The organism is Pseudomonas sp. PA-7-1E (assembly GCF_021605325.1).
Lineage (GTDB): Bacteria > Pseudomonadota > Gammaproteobacteria > Pseudomonadales > Pseudomonadaceae > Aquipseudomonas > Aquipseudomonas fluorescens_BV.
On sequence record NZ_WKFA01000001.1, the window covers coordinates 109,554 to 132,735 of the forward strand.

The window sequence follows — 23,182 nt, forward strand, 5'->3', positions numbered from 1 at the left end:
ATGTCGTTTGAATTGCTCGCTACGGACGGCAAAGCCCGTCGCGGCCGCCTGACCTTCCCGCGCGGCACTGTGGAGACCCCGGCCTTCATGCCGGTCGGCACCTACGGCACCGTCAAAGGCATGTTGCCCCGCGACATCGTCGCCACCGGTGCCGAGATTATCCTCGGCAATACCTTCCACCTGTGGCTGCGCCCGGGCACGGAAGTGATCAAGAAGCATGGCGACCTGCATGACTTCATGAAGTGGCAAGGCCCGATCCTTACCGACTCTGGTGGTTTTCAGGTGTTCAGCCTGGGTGCCATGCGCAAGATCAAGGAAGAGGGCGTGACCTTCGCCTCGCCGGTCGACGGCGCCAAGGTGTTCATGGGCCCGGAAGAGTCGATGCAGGTGCAGCGTGACCTGGGCTCGGACATCGTGATGATTTTCGACGAGTGCACACCGTACCCGGCCGATGAAGACGTGGCGCGTATCTCCATGGAGCTGTCGCTGCGTTGGGCCCAGCGTTCGAAGAACGCCCATGGCGATAACACGGCGGCGCTGTTCGGTATTGTCCAGGGCGGCATGCATGAAAGCCTGCGCAAACGCTCGCTGGAAGGCCTCGACAAGATCGGCTTCGACGGCCTGGCCATCGGCGGTCTGTCGGTGGGCGAGCCCAAGCACGAAATGATCAAGGTGCTCGATTACCTGCCAGGCCTGATGCCCGCAGACAAACCTCGTTACCTTATGGGCGTTGGCAAACCGGAAGATCTCGTAGAGGGTGTGCGCCGCGGTGTGGACATGTTCGATTGCGTGATGCCAACCCGTAATGCCCGCAATGGGCATCTGTTCATCGATACAGGCGTGCTGAAGATCCGTAACGCGTTCCATCGCCATGATGATTCGCCGCTGGATCCTACCTGTGACTGCTACACCTGCCAGAACTTCTCCCGTGCTTATCTGCACCATCTGGACAAGTGTGGGGAAATGCTGGGTAGCATGTTGAATACCATCCACAATTTGCGTCATTACCAAGTCCTGATGGCTGGTTTGCGCGAGGCTATTCAACAGGGTACATTGGCCGCCTTCGTCGATGCCTTTTATGCCAAGCGTGGCCTCCCTGTGCCGCCCTTGGACTGAGTTTTCCGACCCTAAGATTCACTATTTGCAACTGGAGTGCTAAATGAGCTTTTTTATCTCTAACGCCATGGCTGACGCCGCTGCGCCTGCTGCTGCCGGCCCTATGGGCGGTGGTTTCGAGTGGATTTTCCTGGTCGGCTTCCTGGTCATTTTCTACCTGATGATCTGGCGTCCACAGGCCAAGCGCGCCAAAGAGCAGAAAAACCTGCTGGGCAGCCTGCAAAAAGGCGACGAAGTCGTGACCACTGGCGGTATCGCCGGCAAGATCACCAAGGTTTCCGATGCTTTCGTGGTACTGGAAGTCTCCGACACCGTGGAAATGAAGTTCCAGAAGGGCGCCATCGCCGCCACGCTGCCTAAAGGCACGCTCAAAGCGATCTAAGTAACAACCTTTACCAATCGACGGGGCGCGCAAGGCGCCCCGCGTTATAAGCGGGCGGCGTGATGCTGAACAAATACCCTCTGTGGAAATACGTACTGATCCTGGCGGTGCTGGCGATCGGTTTTATTTATTCCGCTCCCAATCTCTATCCTGATGACCCGGCGATCCAGATCTCTGGCGCCAGCACTTCGCTGCAGGTCAATCAGGCTGATCTGGACCGTGCGAGCAAAGCGCTCAACGACGCGGGCATCCAGGTTAAAGCGGCAACCTTGGCGGCTGGTTCCAAAGGCGGCTTGTTGCGCCTGACCAAGCAAGAAGACCAATTGCCGGCCAAGGATGTCGTACGCAAGGCCATGGGTGACGACTACGTTGTCGCGCTCAACCTGGCCCAGACCACGCCACAATGGCTGCGCAGCATTGGCGCGCACCCGATGAAGCTGGGTCTGGACTTGTCCGGTGGTGTGCACTTCCTGCTGGAAGTCGACATGGACAAGGCCCTGGACGCACGTCTGAAGGTCTACGAAGGCGACGTGAAGAGCCTGCTGCGCAAAGAGAAGCTGCGTTATCGCAGCCTGCCGCAGCTCAACGGCGCCATCCAGCTGGGCTTTGCTGACGAAGCATCCCGCGAACAGGCCCGTGCGCTGATCCGCAAGAACTTCAATGACTTCGACATCGTACCGGCCGACCTCAATGGTCAAGCGGTGCTGCGTCTGGCGATGAGCCCGGCCAAGATCGCTGAAATCCGCGAATACTCCATCAAGCAGAACCTGACCACGGTCCGTAACCGCGTCAACGAGCTGGGTGTCGCCGAGCCGATCGTGCAGCGCCAGGGCGCCAACCGCATCGTGGTTGAGCTGCCAGGCGTACAGGACACCGCTGAAGCCAAGCGTATCCTCGGCAAGACCGCCAACCTGGAGTTCCGTCTCGCGGCAGACCCAGGCGCTACGCGTGCCACTTCCGAAGAATTCGAATTCCGCGAAGGCAACCGCCCTCCAGCGCTGATCGAGCGTGGCTTGATCATCACCGGTGACCAGGTGACCGACGCCAAGGCCGGTTTCGGCGAGCACGGCACGCCTGAAGTGAACATCCGTCTGGATGGCCACGGTGGCGAACTGATGAGCCGCGCCACGCGCAGCAACGTCGGTCGCAGCATGGCGGTGATCTTCATCGAGCAGCGCCCGGTGACCACCTACACCAAGCAGATGGTCAATGGCGTCGAGAAAGACGTGCCAGTGCAAACCTTCAAGGAAGAGAAAAAGATCATCAGCCTGGCGACCATCCAGTCGCCGCTGGGTGCTCAGTTCCGTATCACTGGCCTGAACGGCCAGGGCGAGTCTTCCGAGCTGGCGTTGCTGCTGCGTGCCGGTGGCCTGGCGGCACCGATGTACTTCGCTGAAGAACGTACCATCGGCCCGAGCCTGGGTGCCGACAACATCACCAAGGGTGTCGATGCAGCGCTGTGGGGTATGTTGTTCGTGTCGCTGTTCATCATCGCCATCTACCGCTTCTTTGGTGTGATCGCCACTGTCGCGCTCGCGGGCAACATGGTGATGCTGCTGGCCTTGATGTCGTTGCTGGGCGCCACACTGACCCTGCCAGGTATCGCCGGTATCGTACTCACCATGGGTATGGCGGTGGACGCAAACGTGCTGATCTTCTCGCGGATTCGTGAAGAGATCGCCGCCGGCATGACCGTACAGCGTGCAATCAACGAAGGCTTCGGCCGGGCATTTACCGCGATCCTCGACTCCAACCTGACCACCTTGTTGGTCGGCGGGATTCTCTTCGCCATGGGCACGGGCCCGGTGAAAGGCTTTGCGGTGACCATGTCCCTCGGGATCTTTACCTCGATGTTCACGGCCATCATGGTGACCCGCGCAATGGTCAACCTGATCTTTGGCGGGCGTGACTTCAAGAAGTTGTGGATTTAAGGGGCTGCCATGTTACGTACAATCAACTTCATGGGCGTTCGCAACGTTGCGTTCGGCGTCACCGTGCTCCTTACCGTTCTGGCGTTGTTCAGCTGGTTCCATAAGGGCCTGAACTACGGCCTGGACTTCACCGGCGGTACGCTCATCGAGCTGACCTACGAGAAGCCGGCCGACGTTACCCTGGTGCGCAGCGAGCTGGTCAAGGCTGGCTATCACGAAGCCGTTGTGCAGAGCTTCGGCGCCACCACAGACCTGCTGGTGCGCATGCCTGGCGAAGACCCGCAACTGGGTCACCAGGTAGCCGAGGCCTTGCAAAAGGTGGGTGGCGACAACCCGGCATCGGTCAAGCGCGTCGAGTTCGTCGGCCCGCAAGTGGGTGAAGAGCTGCGCGACCAGGGCGGCCTCGGCATGCTGATGGCGCTGGTCGGCATCATGATCTACCTGGCTTTCCGCTTTCAGTGGAAGTTCGGTGTCGGCGCCATTGTGTCGCTGATCCACGACGTGGTCGTGACCGTGGGTATCCTGGCCTACTTCCAGATCACCTTCGACTTGACCGTATTGGCGGCCGTGCTGGCGATCATTGGTTACTCGCTCAACGACACCATCGTGGTATTCGACCGGGTTCGTGAGAACTTCCGCGTACTGCGCAAGGCGACGTTGATCGAGAACATCAACATTTCCACCACCCAGACCCTGCTGCGGACCATGGCGACGTCGATCTCTACCTTGCTGGCGATTGCTGCGCTGATGATCTTCGGGGGCGACAACCTGTGGGGCTTCTCCCTGGCGCTGTTTATCGGCGTTCTGGCGGGTACCTACTCGTCGATCTACATCGCCAACGTGGTGCTGATCTGGCTGAACCTCAACAGCGAAGACTTGATCCCTCCTGCCGCTACCGACAAGGAGGTCGACGACCGTCCTTGATGGGCGTTTGTTGATCCGCTGTTACAAGAAAGGCGCGAGTATTGAACTCGCGCCTTTTTTTTTGCTCCAAGGCTGGGTATAGCGCGGATCTTTCGGTCCGCTTGTGATGGTCAGGAGGTTCATGTGAACAAGTCGTTGCTGGTTGGTGCGGTATTGGGTGCTGTCGGTGTGACTGCCGGAGGCGCTGTTGCCACCTACAGCCTGGTAAAAAGCGGCCCTGAGTATGCGCAAGTACTGGCAGTGCAGCCGGTTAAAACCCAGATCAAAACCCCGCGTGAGGTCTGCAAGGACGTCACCGTGACCCGGCAACGTCCGGTGCAGGACCAACATCAAATCGCCGGTACCGTGGTGGGTGCCCTTGCGGGTGGCCTGCTGGGCAACCAGATTGGTGGCGGTAACGGTAAGAAGCTGGCTACCGTGGCCGGTGCGGTCGGTGGTGGCTACGCCGGTAACAAGGTTCAGGAAGGTATGCAGAACCGCGATACCTACACCACTACGCAAACTCGCTGTAACACCGTTAACGACATCAGTGACAAGGTGGTCGGTTATGACGTGCGTTACAACCTGGACGGCAAGGAAGGTACCGTGCGTATGGAGCGCGACCCTGGCAGCCAGATCCCGGTGGATAAGGAAGGTCGTCTGATCCTCGGTCAGAACCAGCAGTAATCCCCAGGTCTGGTTTCGATCCAAGTGTGGGAGCTGGCTTGTCTGCGATAGCGGTGGGTCAGTAACTAATCAGTTGGCTGGCAGCCCGCCATCGCAGGCAAGCCCGCTCCCACATTGGATTGTATTGAGTCAGTTGGAATTGGTTTTTTGCTAAATCCCACGCATAAAAAAAGCACCCCGCGGGGTGCTTTTTTGTGCTCGCTCGCTTAGCGCTTCAGCGAAGCCGGCAGGTGCGGCTGGATCGCCGTCAGTACTGCCTTGAAGCATTTGGTGTTGCCAGCCACGACGTGGCCTTTCTCCAGGAAGTCATGACCACCGGTGAAGTCGCTCACCAGGCCGCCTGCTTCCTGAATCAGCAGGGCGCCTGCTGCCATGTCCCACTCGGACAGGCCCGACTCCCAGAACGCATCAAAGCGACCGGCGGCTACATACGCCAGGTCCAGGCTGGCTGCACCGGCACGGCGGATGCCGGCGGTCTGGCCAACCAGGGCGCGGAACATGCCCAGGTAGTTCTCCAGGTTGTCCATCTGGTCGTCACGGAACGGGAAGCCGGTACCCAGCAGGGCGCCTTCCAGGCTGGTGCGGCCGCTGACACGCAGGCGGCGGCCGTTCAGTTGGGCGCCACGGCCACGGCTGGCGGTGAATTCTTCCTGGCGAACCGGGTCCAGCACAACGGCGTGTTCCAGGCGGCCACGGTATTTGCAGGCGATGCTCACGGCAAAGTGCGGGATGCCGCGCAGGAAGTTGGTGGTGCCATCCAGTGGGTCGATGATCCACAGGTAGTCTTCGCCTTCGCCACTGCCTTTGTGCAGGCCGGTTTCTTCACCGAGGATGCCGTGGGTAGGGTAGGCCTTGCGCAGGGCGTCGATGATTTTCTGTTCGGCGGCGCGATCCACCTCGGATACATAATCCTTGGCGTCTTTTTCGTCGACCTTGATGGTATCCAGGCGCTCGATGGAGCGGAAGATCAATTCACTGGCGCTGCGGGCGGCGCGCAGCGCGATATTCAGCATGGGCTGCATGGATAGGTCACCTAAGGTTGTTAAAGAAAGCCGAGCATTCTAGCAGAAACTTTCCTCAGGTGAAGGACGACGTTCGCTTTCATGGCATAACCTTAGGCGGTTCTGTAAGATTTGCTCCCCTTTCCTGTGTCCGCGAGCGCCTCCCTTGCTGCAAAACATTCGTGTCGTCTTGGTCAATACCAGTCATCCCGGCAACATCGGCGGGGTGGCGCGAGCCATGAAAAACATGGGGCTGACGCGCCTGGTGCTGGTCGAACCGCGGGTATTCCCGCACCACGAGGCTGATGCCCGTGCGTCCGGCGCCAATGACTTGCTTGAAAATGCCCAAGTGGTCGCCACCTTGGAGGATGCCTTGGTCGGCTGCAATCTGGTGCTCGGCACCAGCGCCCGTGATCGTCGTATCCCTTGGCCGCTGCTGGATCCGCGTGAATGCGGCACCAAAGTGGTGGAAGAGGCTGCTGGCGGTGCTGAAATCGCCTTGGTATTCGGCCGTGAAGACTCCGGCCTGACCAACGAAGAGCTGCAGCGATGTCATTACCACGTGCATATTCCCTCAGACCCTGAGTTCAGCTCGCTGAACCTCGGGGCTGCGGTGCAGGTGCTGACTTATGAAGTGCGCATGGCCTGGCTGGCCGCTGCTGGTCAACCGAGCAAAATGGAAAAGGAAGAGGTTGCCTCGACCAAAAGTGGCGAGTTGGCCACCATGGACGAGCTGGAACGGTTCTATGAGCACCTGGAGCAAACCCTGGTCGCCATCGAATTCCTCGACCCTGAAAAGCCACGGCACTTGATGGCGCGCCTGCGTCGCTTATACGGCCGCAGCTCGGTGAGCCGGGCTGAAATGAACATATTGCGTGGCATCCTCACGGAAACCCAGAAAGCGGCCCGTGGTGAGCTTCTTGAGCGGAAGGATTAAAAATGTTCGAGCGTTTGCGAGAAGATATCCAAAGTGTTTTCCACCGTGACCCGGCGGCGCGCAACGCCTTTGAAGTGCTGACCTGCTACCCGGGCATGCACGCGATCTGGATCCACCGCTTGTCCGGCGCCCTGTGGGGCATGGGCTGGAAGTGGCTGGCGCGGCTGGTATCGAGCTTTGGGCGTTGGTTGACCGGTATCGAGATCCATCCGGGTGCCAAGGTAGGTCGTCGGTTCTTTATCGACCACGGCATGGGTATCGTGATTGGCGAGACGGCCGAGATCGGCGATGACGTCACCCTCTATCAAGGCGTCACCCTGGGCGGCACCACCTGGAACAAGGGTAAGCGCCACCCAACGCTGGGCGATGGCGTGGTAGTAGGGGCGGGCGCCAAGGTGCTCGGGCCGTTTACGGTGGGTGCCGGCGCCAAGGTTGGCTCCAACGCGGTAGTGACCAAGGCTGTGCCGCCGGGTGCTACGGTTGTGGGCATTCCAGGCCGCATCATCGTCAAGCCGCAAGTCGGTGATGAGCAAGAGGCCAAGCGCAAGGCGATGGCCGAGAAGATTGGTTTCGATGCCTATGGCGTCAGTGAAGATATGCCCGACCCGGTGGCTCGTGCGATTGGTCAATTGCTTGATCATTTGCAGGCGGTGGACGGCAAGCTGGAGGGTATGTGCGGGGCGCTGAAGGAGTTGGGCAGCCCGTACTGTGCCAAAGACTTGCCTGAACTGCGTGAGGAAGATTTTGCTGAAATCAAGGACGAAGCCGCTACCACCAAGGCAGGCTGAACGCGGCCTCTTGTGGGAGCTGGCTTGCCTGCGATAGCTGTCTATCAGCTTGCTTATAGATTGCTGACCCACCGCAATCGCAGGCAAGCCAGCCCCCACATTTGATCTCCATTGGCTCGGTGGTCTTGCAGCAGGCCTGGTTGCGCTGTTCGATCCCACCCCATCCTGCTATGATTCGCGCGCCCTTTTTACGGGTAATCCTGACTAAAGTACTAGGTCTTATAGTTGACTTAAATACTCGGGAATCGCATACTTGCTCCCATTCTGAAACACCTTGGTACTTGTCCATGAGACTGACTACAAAAGGCCGATACGCGGTGACCGCCATGCTCGACTTGGCCTTGCACGCGCAAACTGGGCCGGTGTCCCTGGCCGATATCTCCGAGCGCCAAGGCATTTCCCTGTCCTATCTCGAGCAGTTGTTCGCCAAATTGCGCCGTAGCAATCTGGTTTCCAGCGTTCGCGGTCCGGGTGGCGGCTATCAGCTGTCCCGCGACATGCAGGGTATTCAGGTGGCCCAGGTGATCGACGCGGTCAACGAATCCGTCGATGCCACCAAATGCCAGGGTTTGGGTGACTGCCATGCCGGCGACACCTGCCTGACACACCACTTGTGGTGTGACTTGAGCCTGCAGATCCATGAATTTTTGAGTGGTATCAGCTTGGCTGATCTTGTGACTCGCCGTGAGGTGCAAGAAGTAGCCCAGCGTCAGGACCAGCGCCGTTGCAACACCAAGGCGCCGCGTCTGGACAAGATCGAAGCGTCCGCCGTCGAGTGACAGCCGAAGAGCTAACGGCACGCCAGCCAGCCTGATTTAGGAGAAAGTCCATGAAATTGCCGATTTACCTTGATTACTCAGCGACCACCCCGGTTGATCCGCGTGTCGCGCAAAAAATGAGCGAATGCCTGCTGGTCGACGGAAACTTCGGCAACCCGGCCTCCCGTTCCCACGTATTCGGCTGGAAAGCCGAGGAAGCGGTCGAGAACGCTCGTCGCCAGGTCGCTGACCTGGTCAATGCCGACCCGCGCGAAATCGTCTGGACCTCCGGTGCCACCGAGTCCGACAACCTGGCTATCAAGGGCGCGGCGCATTTCTACGCGACCAAAGGCAAACACCTGATCACCACCAAGATTGAGCATAAGGCTGTCCTGGACACCATGCGCCAACTGGAGCGTGAAGGTTTCGAGGTCACCTACCTTGAGCCAACCACCGACGGTATCGTCACCCCGGCCATGATCGAAGCTGCGATGCGTGAAGACACCATCCTGGTTTCGGTGATCCACGTGAACAACGAAATCGGCACGATCAACGACATCGCCGCCATCGGCGAGCTAACCCGCTCCAAGGGTGTGTTGCTGCACGTCGACGCTGCTCAGTCCACCGGCAAGGTCGATATCGACCTGTCCAAGCTGAAAGTCGACCTGATGTCGTTCTCGGCCCACAAGACTTACGGCCCCAAAGGCATCGGCGCGCTGTACGTGAGCCGCAAGCCTCGCGTGCGCATCGAAGCCACCATGCACGGCGGCGGTCACGAGCGCGGCATGCGTTCGGGCACCCTGGCGACCCACCAGATCGTCGGTATGGGCGAAGCTTTCCGTGTAGCCAAGGAAGACATGGCTGCCGAAAACGTGCGCATCAAGGCCCTGAGCGATCGCTTCTACAAGCAGGTCGAAAACCTTGAAGAGTTGTACATCAACGGCAGCATGACCGCCCGTGTACCGCACAACCTGAATTTGAGCTTCAACTACGTTGAAGGCGAGTCGCTGATCATGGCGCTCAAGGACCTGGCGGTATCGTCCGGTTCGGCCTGCACCTCGGCGTCCCTTGAGCCTTCGTACGTACTGCGCGCCCTGGGCCGCAACGACGAACTGGCTCACAGCTCTATCCGCTTTACGTTCGGCCGCTTCACCACTGAAGAGCAAGTCGACTACGCCGCGCAGAAGGTCTGCGAAGCCGTCAACAAGCTACGCGTTCTGTCGCCACTGTGGGACATGTACAAAGACGGTGTCGATATTTCCAAGATCGAGTGGGCGGCACACTAACTATAGAAGCCGCCACCCAAGCTCTGTAGGAACGTGGCGGAAAACGCAGGCGTTTCTACAGGGTTCCAGAGCGGCCCTGATGAGTGAGGATTCAGTACCATGGCTTACAGCGAAAAGGTCATCGACCACTACGAAAACCCGCGCAACGTCGGCAAGATGAACGCGGAAGATCCAGATGTCGGCACCGGCATGGTCGGCGCCCCGGCGTGCGGCGATGTGATGCGCCTGCAGATCAAGGTCAACGATGCTGGCGTTATTGAAGACGCCAAATTCAAGACTTACGGCTGCGGTTCGGCCATCGCATCCAGCTCCCTGGCGACCGAATGGATGAAAGGCAAGACCCTGGATGAGGCTGTCACTATCAGCAACACCCAGCTGGCCGAAGAACTGGCGTTGCCGCCGGTGAAAATCCACTGCTCCGTACTCGCTGAAGATGCCATCAAGGCAGCCGTTCGCGACTACAAGCAGAAGAAAGGCTTGATCTAAGCATTTGGCGACGAGTAAGGAGTCAACGATGGCTATCAGCATGACAGAAGCGGCTGCGCAGCACATTCGCCGCTCCCTGAATGGGCGCGGTAAAGGTGAGGGGATTCGTCTGGGTGTACGCACCACGGGCTGTTCCGGCCTTGCCTACGTGCTGGAGTTTGTCGACGAGGTGGTTGAAGAGGATCAGGTGTTCGAAAGTCACGGCGAGAAAGTGATCATCGACCCCAAGAGCCTGACCTACCTGGACGGCACCGAACTCGATTTCGTCAAGGAGGGGTTGAACGAAGGCTTCAAGTTCAACAACCCTAACGTGCGCGGTGAATGTGGCTGCGGCGAAAGCTTCAACATCTGAGGCTACTCGTGGGTACTCCTTGTCATTTCGCTTTATTCGAGCTGCAGCCGAGCTTTCGGCTGGACCTTGAGCAGCTCGCCACGCGCTACCGTGAATTGGCGCGTGGGGTGCATCCGGACCGCTTCGCTGACGCTTCCGAGCGTGAGCAGCGCTTGGCCCTTGAGCAATCGGCCAGCCTCAACGAAGCCTATCAGACGCTCAAAAGCCCCGCGAAACGCGCGCGTTACCTGCTCGCCCTGAACGGTGGCGAGTTGCCGTTGGAAGTTACGGTGCACGATCCGGACTTCCTCATGCAGCAGATGCAGTGGCGCGAAGAGCTCGAAGACTTGCAGGACGAAGCCGATATAGCCGGTGTTGCGGTCTTCAAGCGTCGTCTGAAAACCGCCCAGGATGAGCTCAACGAAAGCTTCGCAGCCTGTTGGGATGATGCGGCGCAACGCGAACAGGCCGAACGCCTGATGCGGCGCATGCAGTTTCTCGACAAGCTCACCTACGAAGTGCGCCAGCTAGAAGAGCGCCTCGACGATTAACCCAGTGCTGCCCGTGATGCACGCCTGATAGACAGATAAGACCTGATTACCATGGCTCTACTGCAAATCGCCGAACCCGGCCAAAGCCCTCAACCGCACCAGCGTCGCCTGGCGGTCGGGATTGACCTGGGCACCACCAATTCCCTGGTTGCTGCCTTGCGCAGCGGCCTGTCCGAACCGCTGCCCGACGCCGATGGGCAGGTGATCCTGCCGTCTGCCGTGCGTTATCACGCCGACCGCACTGAAGTGGGCGAATCGGCCAAGCTCGCCGCGTCCGCAGACCCCTTGAACACGGTGTTGTCGGTCAAGCGCTTGATGGGTCGTGGGTTGTCCGACGTCAAGCAATTGGGTGACCAATTGCCGTACCGCTTTGTCGGCGGCGAGTCCCATATGCCGTTCATCGACACTGTCCAAGGGCCCAAGAGCCCGGTGGAAGTGTCGGCCGATATCCTCAAGGTGCTGCGCCAGCGTGCGGAAAACACCTTGGGTGGTGAGCTGGTAGGGGCGGTTATCACCGTTCCGGCGTATTTCGATGACGCCCAGCGTCAAGCCACCAAGGACGCGGCGAAACTTGCCGGCTTGAACGTGCTGCGCTTGCTCAACGAGCCGACTGCGGCGGCTGTGGCCTACGGCCTCGATCAGCACGCTGAAGGCCTGGTCGCTATTTATGATCTGGGCGGCGGTACCTTCGATATTTCGATCCTGCGCCTGACCGGCGGTGTGTTTGAAGTGCTCGCGACCGGCGGCGACAGCGCTCTGGGTGGCGATGATTTCGATCACGCCATTGCTGGCTGGATCATCAGCAGTGCCGGCTTGTCGGCCGACCTGGACCCAGGCGCGCAGCGCAACCTGCTGCAAACTGCCTGTGCGGCCAAAGAGGCGCTGACTGACGCTGCTTCTGTTGACGTTTGCTACGGTAACTGGTCGGCGCCACTGACTCGCGAAGCCTTTGATACGCTGATCGAGCCGATGGTTGCCCGCAGCCTCAAAGCCTGCCGTCGTGCTGTGCGTGATTCCGGTATCGAGTTGGAAGACGTTGGCGCAGTGGTCATGGTAGGCGGTTCCACCCGCGTGCCGCGCGTGCGTGAAGCGGTAGCCGAAGCCTTTGGGCGCCAACCACTGACCGAAATCGACCCGGATCAAGTCGTCGCCATCGGCGCTGCCATCCAGGCCGATACCCTGGCTGGTAACAAACGTGATGGCGGCGAATTGCTTTTGCTCGACGTGATCCCGTTGTCCCTGGGCCTGGAAACCATGGGCGGCCTGATGGAGAAGGTGATCCCGCGCAACACCACCATCCCCGTCGCACGTGCCCAAGATTTCACCACCTACAAAGACGGCCAGACAGCCATGATGATTCATGTGCTGCAAGGCGAGCGCGAGCTGATCAGCGACTGCCGTTCCCTGGCGCGTTTTGAGTTGCGTGGCATTCCGGCGATGGTGGCGGGCGCGGCGAAAATTCGCGTGACCTTCCAGGTCGATGCCGATGGCCTGCTCAGTGTCGCTGCGCGCGAACTGGCGTCTGGCGTTGAAGCCAGCATCCAGGTCAAGCCGTCCTACGGCCTCACCGATGGCGAAATCGCCAAGATGCTCAAGGACTCGTTCCAGTATGCCGGTGACGACAAGGTCGCCCGCGTATTGCGCGAGCAACAAGTGGATGCCCAGCGCCTGCTCGAAGCGGTGCAGGGCGCCCTTGAAGCCGACGGCGAGCGCCTGCTGGATGCCGAAGAACGCATGGTCATTGACCTGCAGATGCAGGAACTGGCCGAACTGATGAAAGGCAACGATGGTTACGCCATCGAGCAACAGACCAAGCGCCTGTCGCAAGTGACTGATGCCTTTGCCGCCCGCCGTATGGATCAGACGGTTAAAGCCGCGCTGGCGGGCCGCAACCTGAATGAAATTGAGGAATAACTGATGCCGCAGGTCACTTTTCTACCGCACGCCGAACATTGCCCTGAGGGCATGGTCGTGGAGGCTGAGACCGGCAAGTCCCTGCTCGACGTCGCCCATGACAACCACATCGAGATCGAAAGTGCCTGTGGCGGCGTCAATGCCTGCACCACCTGTCACTGCATCATTCGTAAAGGTTTCGACAGCCTAAATGAGGCTGACGACCTGGAAGAAGACTATCTTGATCGGGCGTGGGGCCTGGAGCCGACGTCGCGCCTGAGTTGTCAGGCGAAAGTGGGGGCTGAAGACCTCACCGTCGAAATCCCGAAATATTCGCTCAACCATGCAGCCGAAGCGCCGCATTGATTCAAGGAAATGTCATGAGCCTGAAATGGGTTGATGTACAAGAAATCGCTATACAACTTGCTGAAGCTCATCCTGAGGTCAATCCTCTTACCGTGAACTTCGTCAAGCTGCGCGACCTCGTAATGGCACTGCCGGATTTTGACGACATCCCTGACCGGGGTGGCGAAAAGGTCCTTGAGGCGATTCAAGGCCTGTGGATCGAAGAAGCAGACTGAGCCGCCTTTTTACGCAGTTAGGCAATACCCAATAACCCGCGTATAATTCGCGGGTTTAATTTTTCGTAAATTACCGTTTCTGGAGTTACACCATGGCTGTTCAACGTACTTTCTCCATCATCAAGCCTGACGCTGTTGCAAAAAACGTCATCGGCGAGATCACCACTCGTTTCGAAAAAGCCGGCCTGAAGGTTGTAGCTTCGAAACTCAAGCAACTGTCCAAGGCTGAAGCTGAAGGCTTCTACGCTGAGCACAGCGCTCGTGGCTTCTTCGGCGACCTGGTTGCCTTCATGATCTCCGGTCCTGTTGTTGTCCAGGTTCTGGAAGGCGAAAACGCTATCGCTCTGAACCGTGAGCTGATGGGCGCTACCAACCCTAAAGAAGCTGCTGCTGGCACCATCCGTGCTGACTTCGCTGAATCCATCGACGCCAACGCTGTTCACGGCTCGGACTCCGAAGCTGCTGCTGCTCGCGAAATCTCGTACTTTTTCGCTGCTACTGAAGTAACCGCTCGCTAAGCATCGGCTTAAAGAGTGAGGGTGAATCCATGACTACATCGACTGTTAAAACCAACCTGCTGGGTCTGACTCAGCCGGAAATGGAGAAATTCTTCGACTCAATCGGGGAGAAGCGTTTCCGTGCCGGTCAGGTAATGAAGTGGATTCACCACTTTGGCGTCGACGATTTCGACGCCATGACGAACGTCAGCAAGGCCCTGCGCGACAAGCTCAAGGCCATTGCCGAGGTGCGGGGTCCCGAGGTTGTCAGCGAGGACATTTCCAGCGACGGCACCCGTAAATGGGTGGTGCGCGTGGCGTCCGGTAGCTGCGTCGAGACCGTGTACATTCCCCAGGGCAAACGTGGCACTTTGTGCGTTTCGTCCCAGGCAGGCTGTGCCCTGGACTGCAGTTTCTGCTCCACCGGCAAGCAAGGCTTCAATAGCAACCTCACCGCCGCCGAAGTCATCGGCCAGGTGTGGATTGCCAACAAATCCTTTGGCAGCGTCCCGGCGACCGTCGACCGTGCCATCACCAACGTGGTGATGATGGGCATGGGGGAGCCGCTGCTGAACTTCGACAACGTGATTGCGGCCATGCACCTTATGATGGACGACCTGGGCTACGGCATCTCCAAGCGCCGTGTGACCCTGTCGACCTCCGGCGTGGTACCGATGATCGATGAGCTGGCCAAGCACATCGACGTCTCCCTCGCGTTGTCGCTGCACGCACCTAATGACGCATTGCGTAACCAATTGGTGCCGATCAACAAGAAATATCCGCTTAAGATGCTGCTCGAATCGTGCCAGCGTTATATGGCGACCCTGGGTGAGAAGCGTGTGCTGACCATTGAGTACACCATGCTCAAGGACGTCAACGACAAGCTGGAGCACGCGGTCGAGATGATCGAATTGCTCAAGGACACCCCGTGCAAGATCAACTTGATCCCGTTCAACCCGTTTCCTCATTCTGGCTACGAGCGGCCGAGCAACAACGCCATCCGTCGTTTTCAGGATCAACTGCACCAGGCCGGCTATAACGTCACTGTGCGAACCACTCGTGGTGAAGACATCGATGCCGCGTGTGGCCAATTGGTAGGGCAGGTGATGGACCGCACCCGCCGCAGTGAACGTTATATCGCCGTGCGCGAACTTAACGCCGCTGAAGATTTGCCGCAAATCGCTGTAAATCGAATCTGAGAGAGGATCTCTATGCCCTTGCGCCTTGCGCTGCTTTTACTGTTTACCGGCCTCGTGGCCGGTTGCGTTTCATCGGGCCATCACAGCCCGTTGCGCACTGATAAAGGCCGTGATGAGGCGCGAGTTGCCTATGTGCAACTGGGTTTGGGGTATCTGCGCCAAGGCATGGGCGAGCAGGCCAAGGTGCCGTTGAAAAAGGCCCTTGAGCTGGACGCCGATGATGCCGATGCCAACGCCGCGCTGGCTTTGGTGTTTCAGGCTCAGGCCGAGCCCGAGCTGGCCGACCGCTATTTCCACAAGGCCCTGGCCTCCCGCCCTGCCGATCCGCGGCTGCTGAACAACTACGGCAGTTTCCTGTTCGAGCAGCAACGGTACGACCTGGCGTCACGTTATTTTCAGCAAGCCGCCGCCGATACCCTCTACCCGCAGCGTTCGCGGGTGTTCGAGAACCTCGGTGTGACCTCGATGCGCCTCGGTCAGCGCGACAGCGCTCGCCAGCAGTTGGAAAAAGCCCTGCACCTGAACAGTCGCCAGCCACGGGCATTGCTCGAAATGGCTGAGTTGTCTTACGAAGACAGGCATTATGTGCCAGCACGTGACTATTACGAGCGTTTTAGCCTGCTCAGCGGGCAAAATGCACGTAGTCTATTGCTCGGTGTGCGCCTGGCGACGGTTCATGAAGAACACGACACGGCCGCACGTTTTGGCCAGCAACTCGAACGACTCTATCCCGGTACGCCGGAATATCAGCAATACCTGTCGGAGCAATGATGAAAGCCGCGCACCCGGAAGATGTAGCAGCTAATCGCGTCAACCCAGGCGAAACCTTGCGCCAGGCCCGCGAAAGCAATGGTTGGTCGCTGGCTGAAGTGGCCCTCAAGCTCAATTTGACCAGTACCTCGTTGGCCAATCTGGAAGCCGGCGCGTTCGACAAGCTGCCTGGGCACACTTTTGCCCGCGGCTATATCCGCGCTTATGCAAAATTGCTGGGTATCGACCAGGCCGTGCTGGTCCAGGAGTTCGACCAGTTCACCGGCACCGATGCCCAGGGCAGTAATGTCCATGGGTTGGGGCGCATCGAAGAGCCTACGCGCGTTTCCCATACCATTTTGCGGATTGTCAGCCTGTTGTTGCTGATTGCCGTGGTCGGCGGCGGTTTTGTCTGGTGGCAAGACCAGACCTCCCAGCGCAACAAAGACCTGACCAGCAACGCCATGGAACATGTCGAAGTCGAAAGCGCCGACGGCACCACCCAGATTCACCCCCTGGACGAGCCGGAAGACCAGGCCGTGGTAGAGGGGCAAGCTACGCCGCAAGCGCCGGCCACTGCCGAACAACCCGCGCCAGACGCCGGTACGGCCCCTGCTGCGGTACCGGCTCCGGCTGTTCCGACCGCTCCGGCCGCTCCCGTGGCCCAGGCTCCGGCGGTTCCGACGCCTGCACCTGCGACCCCTGCGCCAGCCGCACCCGCAGCGCCGGCGATGTCGCCTCCCACCACCCCGGCATTGATCGCCGGTGATGGGCGCGTACAAATTACCTTCATCGCTGACTGCTGGACGCAGGTCACCGATGGCAACGGCAAAGTGCTGTTCAGCGGTTTGAAGCGTAAGGGAGATACGCTTGACCAGGGCGGCAAGCCTCCTTTGACGCTGCGTCTGGGCTTTGCCCGTGGCGCGCAAGTGGCCTATAACGGCCAGCCTGTAGACGTGGCGCCGTTCACCAGTGGCGAGACTGCTCGCCTCAAGTTGGGACAATAGTCATGCACGGCGAATCTCCAATCAAACGTCGCGTATCGCGCAAGATCTGGGTCGGCTCGGTGCCGGTGGGTGGCGACGCCCCCATTGCAGTGCAGAGCATGACCAACAGTGACACCAACGATGTGGCTGCCACCGTTGCCCAGATCAATCGTCTGGAAGCGGCTGGCGTGGATATCGTACGGGTGTCCGTTCCGGACATGGACGCAGCCGAGGCCTTTGGTCGTATCAAGCAGTTGGTCAAGGTCCCACTGGTTGCCGATATTCACTTCGACTACAAGATCGCATTGCGCGTGGCCGAACTGGGTGTGGACTGCCTGCGTATCAACCCCGGCAACATCGGGCGTGAAGACCGCGTGCGTGCCGTGGTGGACGCTGCCCGTGATCGCGGTATTCCGATCCGCATCGGCGTCAACGCCGGCTCCCTGGAAAAAGACCTGCAAAAGAAATACGGCGAGCCCACTCCGGCGGCGCTGGTTGAGTCGGCACTGCGCCACGTTGAACACCTTGAACGCCTGAACTTCCAGGACTTCAAGGTCAGCGTAAAGGCCTCGGACGTGTTCATGGCCGTAGAAGCCTATCGCCTGCTGGCCAAGGAAATCGTGCAACCGCTGCACCTGGGTATCACTGAAGCGGGCGGTTTGCGATCAGGCACAGTGAAATCTGCTGTGGGTCTCGGTATGCTGCTCGCCGAAGGGATTGGCGATACTATCCGCATCTCCCTGGCGGCAGACCCCGTAGAGGAAGTGAAGGTCGGCTACGACATTCTCAAGTCCCTGCGTTTGCGTTCCCGTGGTATCAACTTCATCGCCTGCCCGAGCTGCTCGCGGCAGAACTTCGACGTGGTGAAAACCATGAACGACCTGGAGTTGCGCCTGGAAGACCTGCTGGTGCCGCTGGATGTCGCAGTGATCGGTTGTGTGGTCAACGGGCCGGGTGAGGCCAAAGAGGCCCACGTGGGCCTGACGGGTGGCACACCGAACCTGATTTACATCGACGGCAAACCGTCGCAGAAGCTAACGAATGACAATCTGGTGGATGAGCTGGAAAAGCTGATCCGCGAGAAAGCGGCCGAGAAGGTCGCCGCTGACGCAGCGCTGATCGCTCGCGGCTGATTGAACGAATTTAAGGATCTGATGTGAGCAAGTCTCTGCAAGCCATTCGTGGCATGAACGACATCCTGCCGGAGCAGACGCCACTGTGGCGCTACTTCGAAAGCACTGTCGCGCGCCTGCTGGATAACTACGGTTACAAGCAGATCCGCATGCCGATCGTCGAGTTCACCGAGCTGTTCAAGCGCTCCATCGGTGAAGTGACCGACATCGTCGAAAAAGAGATGTACACCTTTGAAGACCGTAACGGCGACTCCCTGACCCTGCGCCCGGAAGGCACTGCCGCGTGCGTTCGCGCCGTACTGGAACATGGCATCACCGGTGGTGGCCAGACCCAGAAGCTGTGGTACATCGGCCCGATGTTCCGCCACGAGCGCCCGCAGAAAGGCCGTTACCGCCAGTTCCACCAGATCGGTTGCGAAGTGTTCAACCTGGACGGCCCGGACATCGACGCCGAGCTGATCGTGCTGACCTGGCGCCTGTGGGGCCAACTGGGCATCCGCGATGCGGTCAAGCTTGAACTCAACAGCCTGGGCACCAGCGAGTCCCGGGGTCGCTATCGCGAAGCCCTGGTCGAGTACCTGTCGGCCCACCTGGACAAGCTGGACGAAGACAGCCAACGCCGTCTGAAAACCAACCCGTTGCGCGTCCTGGATACCAAGAACGCCGACACCCAGGCCGTGCTGGTCGATGCGCCGAAAATGGCTGATTACCTGGACGACGAGTCCCGGGTGCATTTCGAGGGCCTCAAGGCGCGTCTGGATGCAGCCGGTATTCCCTACGTGATCAACCCCAAGCTGGTGCGTGGCCTCGACTACTACAGCAAGACCGTGTTCGAGTGGGTCACCGACAAGCTCGGCGCCCAGGGCACCGTGTGTGCCGGTGGTCGCTACGACGGCCTGGTCGAGCAAATGGGCGGCAAGCCGACCACGGGCGTAGGCTTTGCCATGGGCATCGAGCGGCTGATCCTGCTGCTGGAAACCCTGGAGCAGGTCCCGGAAGAAATTTCCCGTCAGGTGGACGTGTACCTGTGCGCCTTCGGCGAGGCTGCCGAACTGGCGGCCCTGGCCTTGAGCGAAAAAGTACGTGACCAACTGCCCAACCTGCGCCTGCAGATCAATGCCGGCGCTGGTAGCTTCAAGAGCCAGTTCAAGAAGGCCGACAAGAGCGGTGCGCTTTACGCACTGATCCTCGGCGATGACGAGCTGGCCCAGCAAGTGGTAGGTTTCAAACCCCTGCGTGGCCAGGGTGAACAACAGAACATTGCCTTTGATGCGCTCGCTGCGCACTTGGCCACCTGCGTCGTGCAGGGTTGAAGCTGTCGAACAGCCGAATTTAGCGATTAAGGAGTATTGGGGTGTCGAGTACTGATGATGAGCAACTGGCCGAGTTCAAGGACTGGTGGCAGCGTAACGGCAAGCCCCTGGTCACTGGCGGCCTGCTGGCTTTAGTGGTGGTGTTCGGCTGGCAAGCCTGGACCAAGTATCAGGCCAACCAATCCCAGGGCGCTTCGATCGTTTATCAGCAATTGCTGGAAACTACCCTGACGCCGGACGGCAAGCCTGACCCTGCGCAGGTGGCAGACCTGGCCGGCAAGCTGAAAAACGAATTCGGCGGTAGCACCTACGCCCAATACGGCAGCCTGTTCGTCGCTAAAGTCGCGGTCGATACCGGCAAGCTGGATGACGCCGCCACCGAGCTGAAGGCCATTGCCGACAAGCCGACCAACCCGACCCTGGGTGAAATCGCACGTCAGCGCCTGGCACAGGTATTGGCGGCGCAGAACAAGGCTGACGAAGCACTCAAACTGCTCGACGGCGATGCTGACAAGGCATTCGTGGCCACTCGCGAAGAGCTCAAGGGCGACCTGTTGGTCCAATTGGGTCGTACCGACGAAGCCCATGCTGCGTACCAAAAAGCCAAGGCGGCGCTGTCTGATGAAGCGGCGGTCGGTGGCTTACAAATCAAGCTCGACGACTTGGCCAAAGGGGATGCGTGACGTGATCCGTTGGAAACATGCAGCATTGCTGGCTCTGGCCGTTTTGGCCGCGGGTTGCAGCAGCAACAGCAAAAAAGAACTGCCTCCTGCCGAGCTGACCAGCTTCAAGGAAGAAGTGGTCCTGCAAAAACAATGGAGCCAATCCATTGGTGATGGGCAGGGCGACCTCTACAACCTGTTGCAGCCGGCGATTGACGGCGACAACATCGTGGCTACTGATTCCACTGGCGTTGTGGTTGCCATGGATCGCATGAACGGCGATGTCAAGTGGAAGAAAGACCTCGAACTGCCGGTTTCCGGCGGTGTGGGCGTCGGCTACGGCATGGTGCTGATCGGTACCCTCAAGGGTGACGTGGTCGCGCTGGACTCCAGCACCGGTGAAGAGAAGTGGCGCGCTCGCGTGACCAGTGAAGTGCTCTCGGCGCCGGCTACCAACGGCGATATCGTCGTGGTGCAAACCCAGGACGACCGCGTGATCGGCCTGGATGCCTCCACCGGGGACCAACGCTGGTTGTACGACAGCACCCCTGCGGTGTTGACCCTGCGCGGTACCAGTGGTCCGATTGTGACCAGCAACCTTGCCGTTGCTGGCCTGTCGACCGGTAAAGTGGTTGCCTTGAATACCCAGAACGGCGTGCCGGCCTGGGAAACTCGTGTGGCCATCCCGCAAGGTCGCTCCGAACTGGATCGCGTGGTAGACATCGACGGCGGCTTGCTGCTGTCGGGTGAAACCCTCTACGTCGCCACCTACCAGGGGCGTGTTGCCGCGCTGGACCTGCAAAGCGGTCGCATCAACTGGCAGCGTGATGCCTCCAGCTATGCGGGTGTCGCCCAAGGGTTTGGCAGCGTCTACGTGAGCCTGGCATCCGGCACCGTTGAAAGTGTGGATGAGCGTTCCACCACTGCACTGTGGAGCAATGACTCCCTGGCTCGCCGTCAACTGTCGGCACCGGAAGTCTTCTCCAGCTACGTCGCGGTCGGTGACTTTGAAGGCTACCTGCACCTGCTGAGCCAGGTGGATGGTCGTTTTGTCGGTCGCCAGCGTATCGACAGCGACGGCCTGCGTGCGCGTCCGCTGGTGGTGGGTAACATGCTTTATGTGTATGGCAACGGCGGCAAGCTGGAAGCCCTGACCATCAAGTAAAGGTTTGACTATGCTTGGGGTAACCCCCAGGCGGCCCTGCTTCAATACCGGTTGCTGTAGGAGCGAGCTTGCTCGCGAAGGACGTCAACGATAACGCGGGTTTTCTGGATAAACGCGTTGTTCTCGGGTTTTTCGCGAGCAAGCTCGCTCCTACAGTGGCGGGGGCAGAAGCAGGGCATGTGGCATTTTAAATGCTGCCCCGAGCACCAGCCGCTGCCCTGCAGCGGCTTTTGTATTTTCTGAAATAACGAAGTGGAGAGCCGCATGGTTCCCGTAATCGCCCTGGTGGGCCGACCTAACGTCGGCAAGTCCACCTTGTTCAACCGCCTGACCAGGACTCGCGACGCCATTGTCGGCGACTTGTCCGGTCTGACCCGTGATCGCCAATACGGTGAGGCAAAGTGGCAAGGGCGCTCCTACATTATTGTCGACACCGGTGGTATCTCCGGTGACGAGCATGGCATGGACGAAAAGATGGCCGAGCAGTCGTTGCTCGCTATCGAAGAAGCCGATGTGGTGCTGTTCCTGGTGGACGCCCGTGCGGGCTATACCGCCGCTGACCAGATGATTGGCGAGCACCTGCGCAAGCGCAACAAGCGTTCCTATCTGGTCGCCAACAAGATCGACAACATCGATCCTGAGGCCGCCCGTGCTGAATTCAGCCCGATGGGCCTGGGCGATGCGATTCCGGTCGCCGGTGCTCACGGCCGCGGCATCACCCAGATGCTGGAAATCGCCCTGCGCGACTTCCCAAAGGATGATGTCGAGGAAGAAGAGGGCGAGGAAGAGATCGTCGCTGAAGGCGAGGAAGCCAAGCGCATTCCTGGCCCGAGCGAAAAAGACGGTATCAAGATCGCTATCATCGGCCGCCCGAACGTCGGCAAGTCGACTCTGGTCAACCGTATGCTCGGTGAAGACCGCGTTATCGTCTACGACCAACCCGGTACCACCCGCGACAGCATCTACATCCCGTTCGAACGCAACGAGGAAAAGTACACGCTGATCGACACCGCCGGTGTGCGCAAGCGCGGCAAGATCCACGAAGAAGTTGAAAAGTTCTCCGTGGTCAAAACACTGCAGGCGATCAAAGACGCCAACGTGGTGATCTTCGTGATGGACGCCCGCGAAGGCGTGGTGGACCACGACCTCAACTTGCTGGGCTTTGCCCTGGAAGCCGGTCGTGCCCTGGTCATCGCGATCAACAAGTGGGACGGCATGACGCCGAGCGAGCGCGATTTCGTCAAGATTGAGCTGCAACGTCGGCTGTTCTTCGTCGAGTTCGCCGATATCCACTTTATCTCGGCATTGCACGGCACTGGCGTGGGCAACCTCTACGCGTCCGTACAGAACTCGTTCAAGTCCGCGGTTACCCGCTGGCCGACCAACCGCCTGACCCAGATCCTGGAAGATGCGGTCGGCGAGCACGCGCCGCCGATGGTCAACAACCGCCGGATCAAACTGCGTTACGCCCACTTGGGTGGTGCCAACCCGCCGATTATCGTGATCCACGGTAACCAGATCGAGAAGGTGCCCAAGTCCTATGTGCGTTACCTGGAAAACACCTACCGCCGTGTCTTGAAACTGGTCGGTACGCCGATCCGTATCGAGTTCAAGGGTGGCGAGAACCCATACGAAGGCAACAAGAACACACTGACTGACCGTCAGGTGAACAAGAAGCGTCGTTTGATGACTCACCACAAGAAGGCCGACAAGAAGCGCCGTGATAAAAAATAACGGCAGTTTCGAGTTGTAAGCTACAAGCTGCAAGAGAGGGCTCCTTTGGAGCCCTTTTTTGTGCCTGGCGGTTTGCCCCTTGACCTGCTCGCAGCTTGCAGCTTAAAACTTG

General features: G+C 59.4%; 25 protein-coding genes. 24 read left to right on the forward strand and 1 reads right to left on the reverse strand.

Annotation, left to right across the window (positions count from 1 at the left end):
* From tgt to GIW79_RS00570, 5 genes are all read left to right on the forward strand, one after another.
* Window positions 1–1,116, forward strand: a complete 1,116-nt coding sequence (gene tgt / locus GIW79_RS00550) for a tRNA guanosine(34) transglycosylase Tgt (protein ID WP_032803964.1) — start codon at window positions 1–3, stop codon at window positions 1,114–1,116.
* A gap of 43 nt (window positions 1,117–1,159) precedes the next feature.
* Window positions 1,160–1,498: a preprotein translocase subunit YajC gene (gene yajC / locus GIW79_RS00555; protein ID WP_003175975.1), complete on the forward strand. Its 339-nt coding sequence runs from the start codon at window positions 1,160–1,162 to the stop codon at window positions 1,496–1,498.
* 62 nt (window positions 1,499–1,560) lie between these two features.
* Entirely contained in the window at window positions 1,561–3,429 is a 1,869-nt protein-coding gene (secD, locus tag GIW79_RS00560; RefSeq protein WP_003194025.1) for a protein translocase subunit SecD, read from the forward strand.
* Window positions 3,430–3,438: 9 nt separating this feature from the next.
* Window positions 3,439–4,353, forward strand: a complete 915-nt coding sequence (gene secF / locus GIW79_RS00565; RefSeq protein ID WP_003194024.1) for a protein translocase subunit SecF — start codon at window positions 3,439–3,441, stop codon at window positions 4,351–4,353.
* A gap of 123 nt (window positions 4,354–4,476) precedes the next feature.
* The gene (locus GIW79_RS00570; protein ID WP_003194023.1) at window positions 4,477–5,019 is read left to right on the forward strand and encodes a glycine zipper 2TM domain-containing protein; all 543 of its coding nucleotides are present in this window, start codon (window positions 4,477–4,479) and stop codon (window positions 5,017–5,019) included.
* Between the two features lie 206 nt (window positions 5,020–5,225).
* Here the strand turns inward: GIW79_RS00570 and suhB are convergent, their stop codons facing one another.
* Window positions 5,226–6,041, reverse strand: coding sequence for a type III secretion system regulator SuhB (suhB, locus tag GIW79_RS00575; RefSeq protein WP_005791195.1), 816 nt, complete (start codon window positions 6,039–6,041; stop codon window positions 5,226–5,228).
* A 145-nt stretch (window positions 6,042–6,186) separates the two neighbouring features.
* Here suhB and trmJ point away from each other — a divergent pair, with 145 nt between their 5' ends.
* The 19 genes from trmJ (at window position 6,187) to der (ending at window position 23,070) form a co-directional block, all read left to right on the forward strand.
* Complete coding sequence (trmJ, locus tag GIW79_RS00580; RefSeq protein ID WP_034128029.1) at window positions 6,187–6,957, forward strand: tRNA (cytosine(32)/uridine(32)-2'-O)-methyltransferase TrmJ; 771 nt, start codon at window positions 6,187–6,189, stop codon at window positions 6,955–6,957.
* Window positions 6,958–6,959: 2 nt separating this feature from the next.
* Window positions 6,960–7,745, forward strand: coding sequence for a serine O-acetyltransferase (gene cysE / locus GIW79_RS00585; protein ID WP_236453781.1), 786 nt, complete (start codon window positions 6,960–6,962; stop codon window positions 7,743–7,745).
* Between the two features lie 287 nt (window positions 7,746–8,032).
* Window positions 8,033–8,524, forward strand: a complete 492-nt coding sequence (gene iscR, locus GIW79_RS00590; RefSeq protein ID WP_003194020.1) for a Fe-S cluster assembly transcriptional regulator IscR — start codon at window positions 8,033–8,035, stop codon at window positions 8,522–8,524.
* A 50-nt stretch (window positions 8,525–8,574) separates the two neighbouring features.
* On the forward strand, window positions 8,575–9,789 hold the full coding sequence (locus GIW79_RS00595; protein WP_003194019.1) for an IscS subfamily cysteine desulfurase: 1,215 nt from the start codon (window positions 8,575–8,577) through the stop codon (window positions 9,787–9,789).
* A 99-nt stretch (window positions 9,790–9,888) separates the two neighbouring features.
* The gene (iscU, locus tag GIW79_RS00600) at window positions 9,889–10,275 is read left to right on the forward strand and encodes a Fe-S cluster assembly scaffold IscU (protein WP_003175965.1); all 387 of its coding nucleotides are present in this window, start codon (window positions 9,889–9,891) and stop codon (window positions 10,273–10,275) included.
* Between the two features lie 28 nt (window positions 10,276–10,303).
* A complete protein-coding gene (gene iscA / locus GIW79_RS00605) occupies window positions 10,304–10,627 on the forward strand; it encodes an iron-sulfur cluster assembly protein IscA (protein WP_003209680.1) in 324 nt (107 codons plus the stop codon).
* Between the two features lie 8 nt (window positions 10,628–10,635).
* The gene (gene hscB, locus GIW79_RS00610) at window positions 10,636–11,157 is read left to right on the forward strand and encodes a co-chaperone HscB (protein WP_034128027.1); all 522 of its coding nucleotides are present in this window, start codon (window positions 10,636–10,638) and stop codon (window positions 11,155–11,157) included.
* A 51-nt stretch (window positions 11,158–11,208) separates the two neighbouring features.
* Window positions 11,209–13,071, forward strand: coding sequence for a Fe-S protein assembly chaperone HscA (gene hscA / locus GIW79_RS00615; RefSeq protein WP_034128026.1), 1,863 nt, complete (start codon window positions 11,209–11,211; stop codon window positions 13,069–13,071).
* A gap of 3 nt (window positions 13,072–13,074) precedes the next feature.
* Window positions 13,075–13,416, forward strand: coding sequence for an ISC system 2Fe-2S type ferredoxin (gene fdx, locus GIW79_RS00620; RefSeq protein ID WP_200584136.1), 342 nt, complete (start codon window positions 13,075–13,077; stop codon window positions 13,414–13,416).
* Window positions 13,417–13,430: 14 nt separating this feature from the next.
* A complete protein-coding gene (gene iscX, locus GIW79_RS00625; RefSeq protein WP_034128025.1) occupies window positions 13,431–13,631 on the forward strand; it encodes a Fe-S cluster assembly protein IscX in 201 nt (66 codons plus the stop codon).
* Between the two features lie 92 nt (window positions 13,632–13,723).
* The gene (gene ndk / locus GIW79_RS00630) at window positions 13,724–14,149 is read left to right on the forward strand and encodes a nucleoside-diphosphate kinase (RefSeq protein ID WP_003175956.1); all 426 of its coding nucleotides are present in this window, start codon (window positions 13,724–13,726) and stop codon (window positions 14,147–14,149) included.
* 29 nt (window positions 14,150–14,178) lie between these two features.
* Complete coding sequence (gene rlmN, locus GIW79_RS00635) at window positions 14,179–15,327, forward strand: 23S rRNA (adenine(2503)-C(2))-methyltransferase RlmN (protein ID WP_003194014.1); 1,149 nt, start codon at window positions 14,179–14,181, stop codon at window positions 15,325–15,327.
* 12 nt (window positions 15,328–15,339) lie between these two features.
* On the forward strand, window positions 15,340–16,098 hold the full coding sequence (gene pilW, locus GIW79_RS00640; RefSeq protein ID WP_236453784.1) for a type IV pilus biogenesis/stability protein PilW: 759 nt from the start codon (window positions 15,340–15,342) through the stop codon (window positions 16,096–16,098).
* Window positions 16,098–17,084 carry a RodZ domain-containing protein gene (locus GIW79_RS00645; protein ID WP_236453787.1) on the forward strand — a complete coding sequence of 329 codons (987 nt, stop codon included), beginning with the start codon at window positions 16,098–16,100 and terminating at the stop codon, window positions 17,082–17,084. Before pilW ends, GIW79_RS00645 begins: the two co-directional genes overlap by 1 nt.
* 2 nt (window positions 17,085–17,086) lie before the next feature.
* Window positions 17,087–18,196 carry a flavodoxin-dependent (E)-4-hydroxy-3-methylbut-2-enyl-diphosphate synthase gene (gene ispG, locus GIW79_RS00650; protein WP_003175952.1) on the forward strand — a complete coding sequence of 370 codons (1,110 nt, stop codon included), beginning with the start codon at window positions 17,087–17,089 and terminating at the stop codon, window positions 18,194–18,196.
* A gap of 23 nt (window positions 18,197–18,219) precedes the next feature.
* Window positions 18,220–19,509 carry a histidine--tRNA ligase gene (hisS, locus tag GIW79_RS00655; protein WP_034128022.1) on the forward strand — a complete coding sequence of 430 codons (1,290 nt, stop codon included), beginning with the start codon at window positions 18,220–18,222 and terminating at the stop codon, window positions 19,507–19,509.
* A gap of 41 nt (window positions 19,510–19,550) precedes the next feature.
* Window positions 19,551–20,192, forward strand: coding sequence for a YfgM family protein (locus tag GIW79_RS00660; RefSeq protein WP_003194010.1), 642 nt, complete (start codon window positions 19,551–19,553; stop codon window positions 20,190–20,192).
* Complete coding sequence (gene bamB / locus GIW79_RS00665; protein ID WP_054897812.1) at window positions 20,185–21,336, forward strand: outer membrane protein assembly factor BamB; 1,152 nt, start codon at window positions 20,185–20,187, stop codon at window positions 21,334–21,336. The genes GIW79_RS00660 and bamB overlap by 8 nt, the downstream gene beginning before the upstream one ends.
* A 264-nt stretch (window positions 21,337–21,600) precedes the next feature.
* Window positions 21,601–23,070: a ribosome biogenesis GTPase Der gene (gene der, locus GIW79_RS00670; protein ID WP_016977675.1), complete on the forward strand. Its 1,470-nt coding sequence runs from the start codon at window positions 21,601–21,603 to the stop codon at window positions 23,068–23,070.
* The last annotated feature ends 112 nt before the right edge of the window (window positions 23,071–23,182 follow it).

Bases quoted from the DNA above. Each gene is read 5' to 3' on its own strand.
- bamB (WP_054897812.1), top strand. From the start codon at position 20,185: ATGCGTGACGTGATCCGTTGGAAACATGCAGCATTGCTGGCTCTGGCC.
- suhB (WP_005791195.1), bottom strand. From the start codon at position 6,041: ATGCAGCCCATGCTGAATATCGCGCTGCGCGCCGCCCGCAGCGCCAGT.
- iscA (WP_003209680.1), top strand. From the start codon at position 10,304: ATGGCTATCAGCATGACAGAAGCGGCTGCGCAGCACATTCGCCGCTCC.
- secF (WP_003194024.1), top strand. From the start codon at position 3,439: ATGTTACGTACAATCAACTTCATGGGCGTTCGCAACGTTGCGTTCGGC.
- yajC (WP_003175975.1), top strand. From the start codon at position 1,160: ATGAGCTTTTTTATCTCTAACGCCATGGCTGACGCCGCTGCGCCTGCT.
- hscA (WP_034128026.1), top strand. From the start codon at position 11,209: ATGGCTCTACTGCAAATCGCCGAACCCGGCCAAAGCCCTCAACCGCAC.
- GIW79_RS00645 (WP_236453787.1), top strand. From the start codon at position 16,098: ATGAAAGCCGCGCACCCGGAAGATGTAGCAGCTAATCGCGTCAACCCA.
- rlmN (WP_003194014.1), top strand. From the start codon at position 14,179: ATGACTACATCGACTGTTAAAACCAACCTGCTGGGTCTGACTCAGCCG.
- der (WP_016977675.1), top strand. From the start codon at position 21,601: ATGGTTCCCGTAATCGCCCTGGTGGGCCGACCTAACGTCGGCAAGTCC.
- secD (WP_003194025.1), top strand. From the start codon at position 1,561: ATGCTGAACAAATACCCTCTGTGGAAATACGTACTGATCCTGGCGGTG.
- iscX (WP_034128025.1), top strand. From the start codon at position 13,431: ATGAGCCTGAAATGGGTTGATGTACAAGAAATCGCTATACAACTTGCT.
- iscU (WP_003175965.1), top strand. From the start codon at position 9,889: ATGGCTTACAGCGAAAAGGTCATCGACCACTACGAAAACCCGCGCAAC.
- iscR (WP_003194020.1), top strand. From the start codon at position 8,033: ATGAGACTGACTACAAAAGGCCGATACGCGGTGACCGCCATGCTCGAC.
- ndk (WP_003175956.1), top strand. From the start codon at position 13,724: ATGGCTGTTCAACGTACTTTCTCCATCATCAAGCCTGACGCTGTTGCA.
- pilW (WP_236453784.1), top strand. From the start codon at position 15,340: ATGCCCTTGCGCCTTGCGCTGCTTTTACTGTTTACCGGCCTCGTGGCC.
- GIW79_RS00595 (WP_003194019.1), top strand. From the start codon at position 8,575: ATGAAATTGCCGATTTACCTTGATTACTCAGCGACCACCCCGGTTGAT.
- ispG (WP_003175952.1), top strand. From the start codon at position 17,087: ATGCACGGCGAATCTCCAATCAAACGTCGCGTATCGCGCAAGATCTGG.
- cysE (WP_236453781.1), top strand. From the start codon at position 6,960: ATGTTCGAGCGTTTGCGAGAAGATATCCAAAGTGTTTTCCACCGTGAC.
- tgt (WP_032803964.1), top strand. From the start codon at position 1: ATGTCGTTTGAATTGCTCGCTACGGACGGCAAAGCCCGTCGCGGCCGC.
- fdx (WP_200584136.1), top strand. From the start codon at position 13,075: ATGCCGCAGGTCACTTTTCTACCGCACGCCGAACATTGCCCTGAGGGC.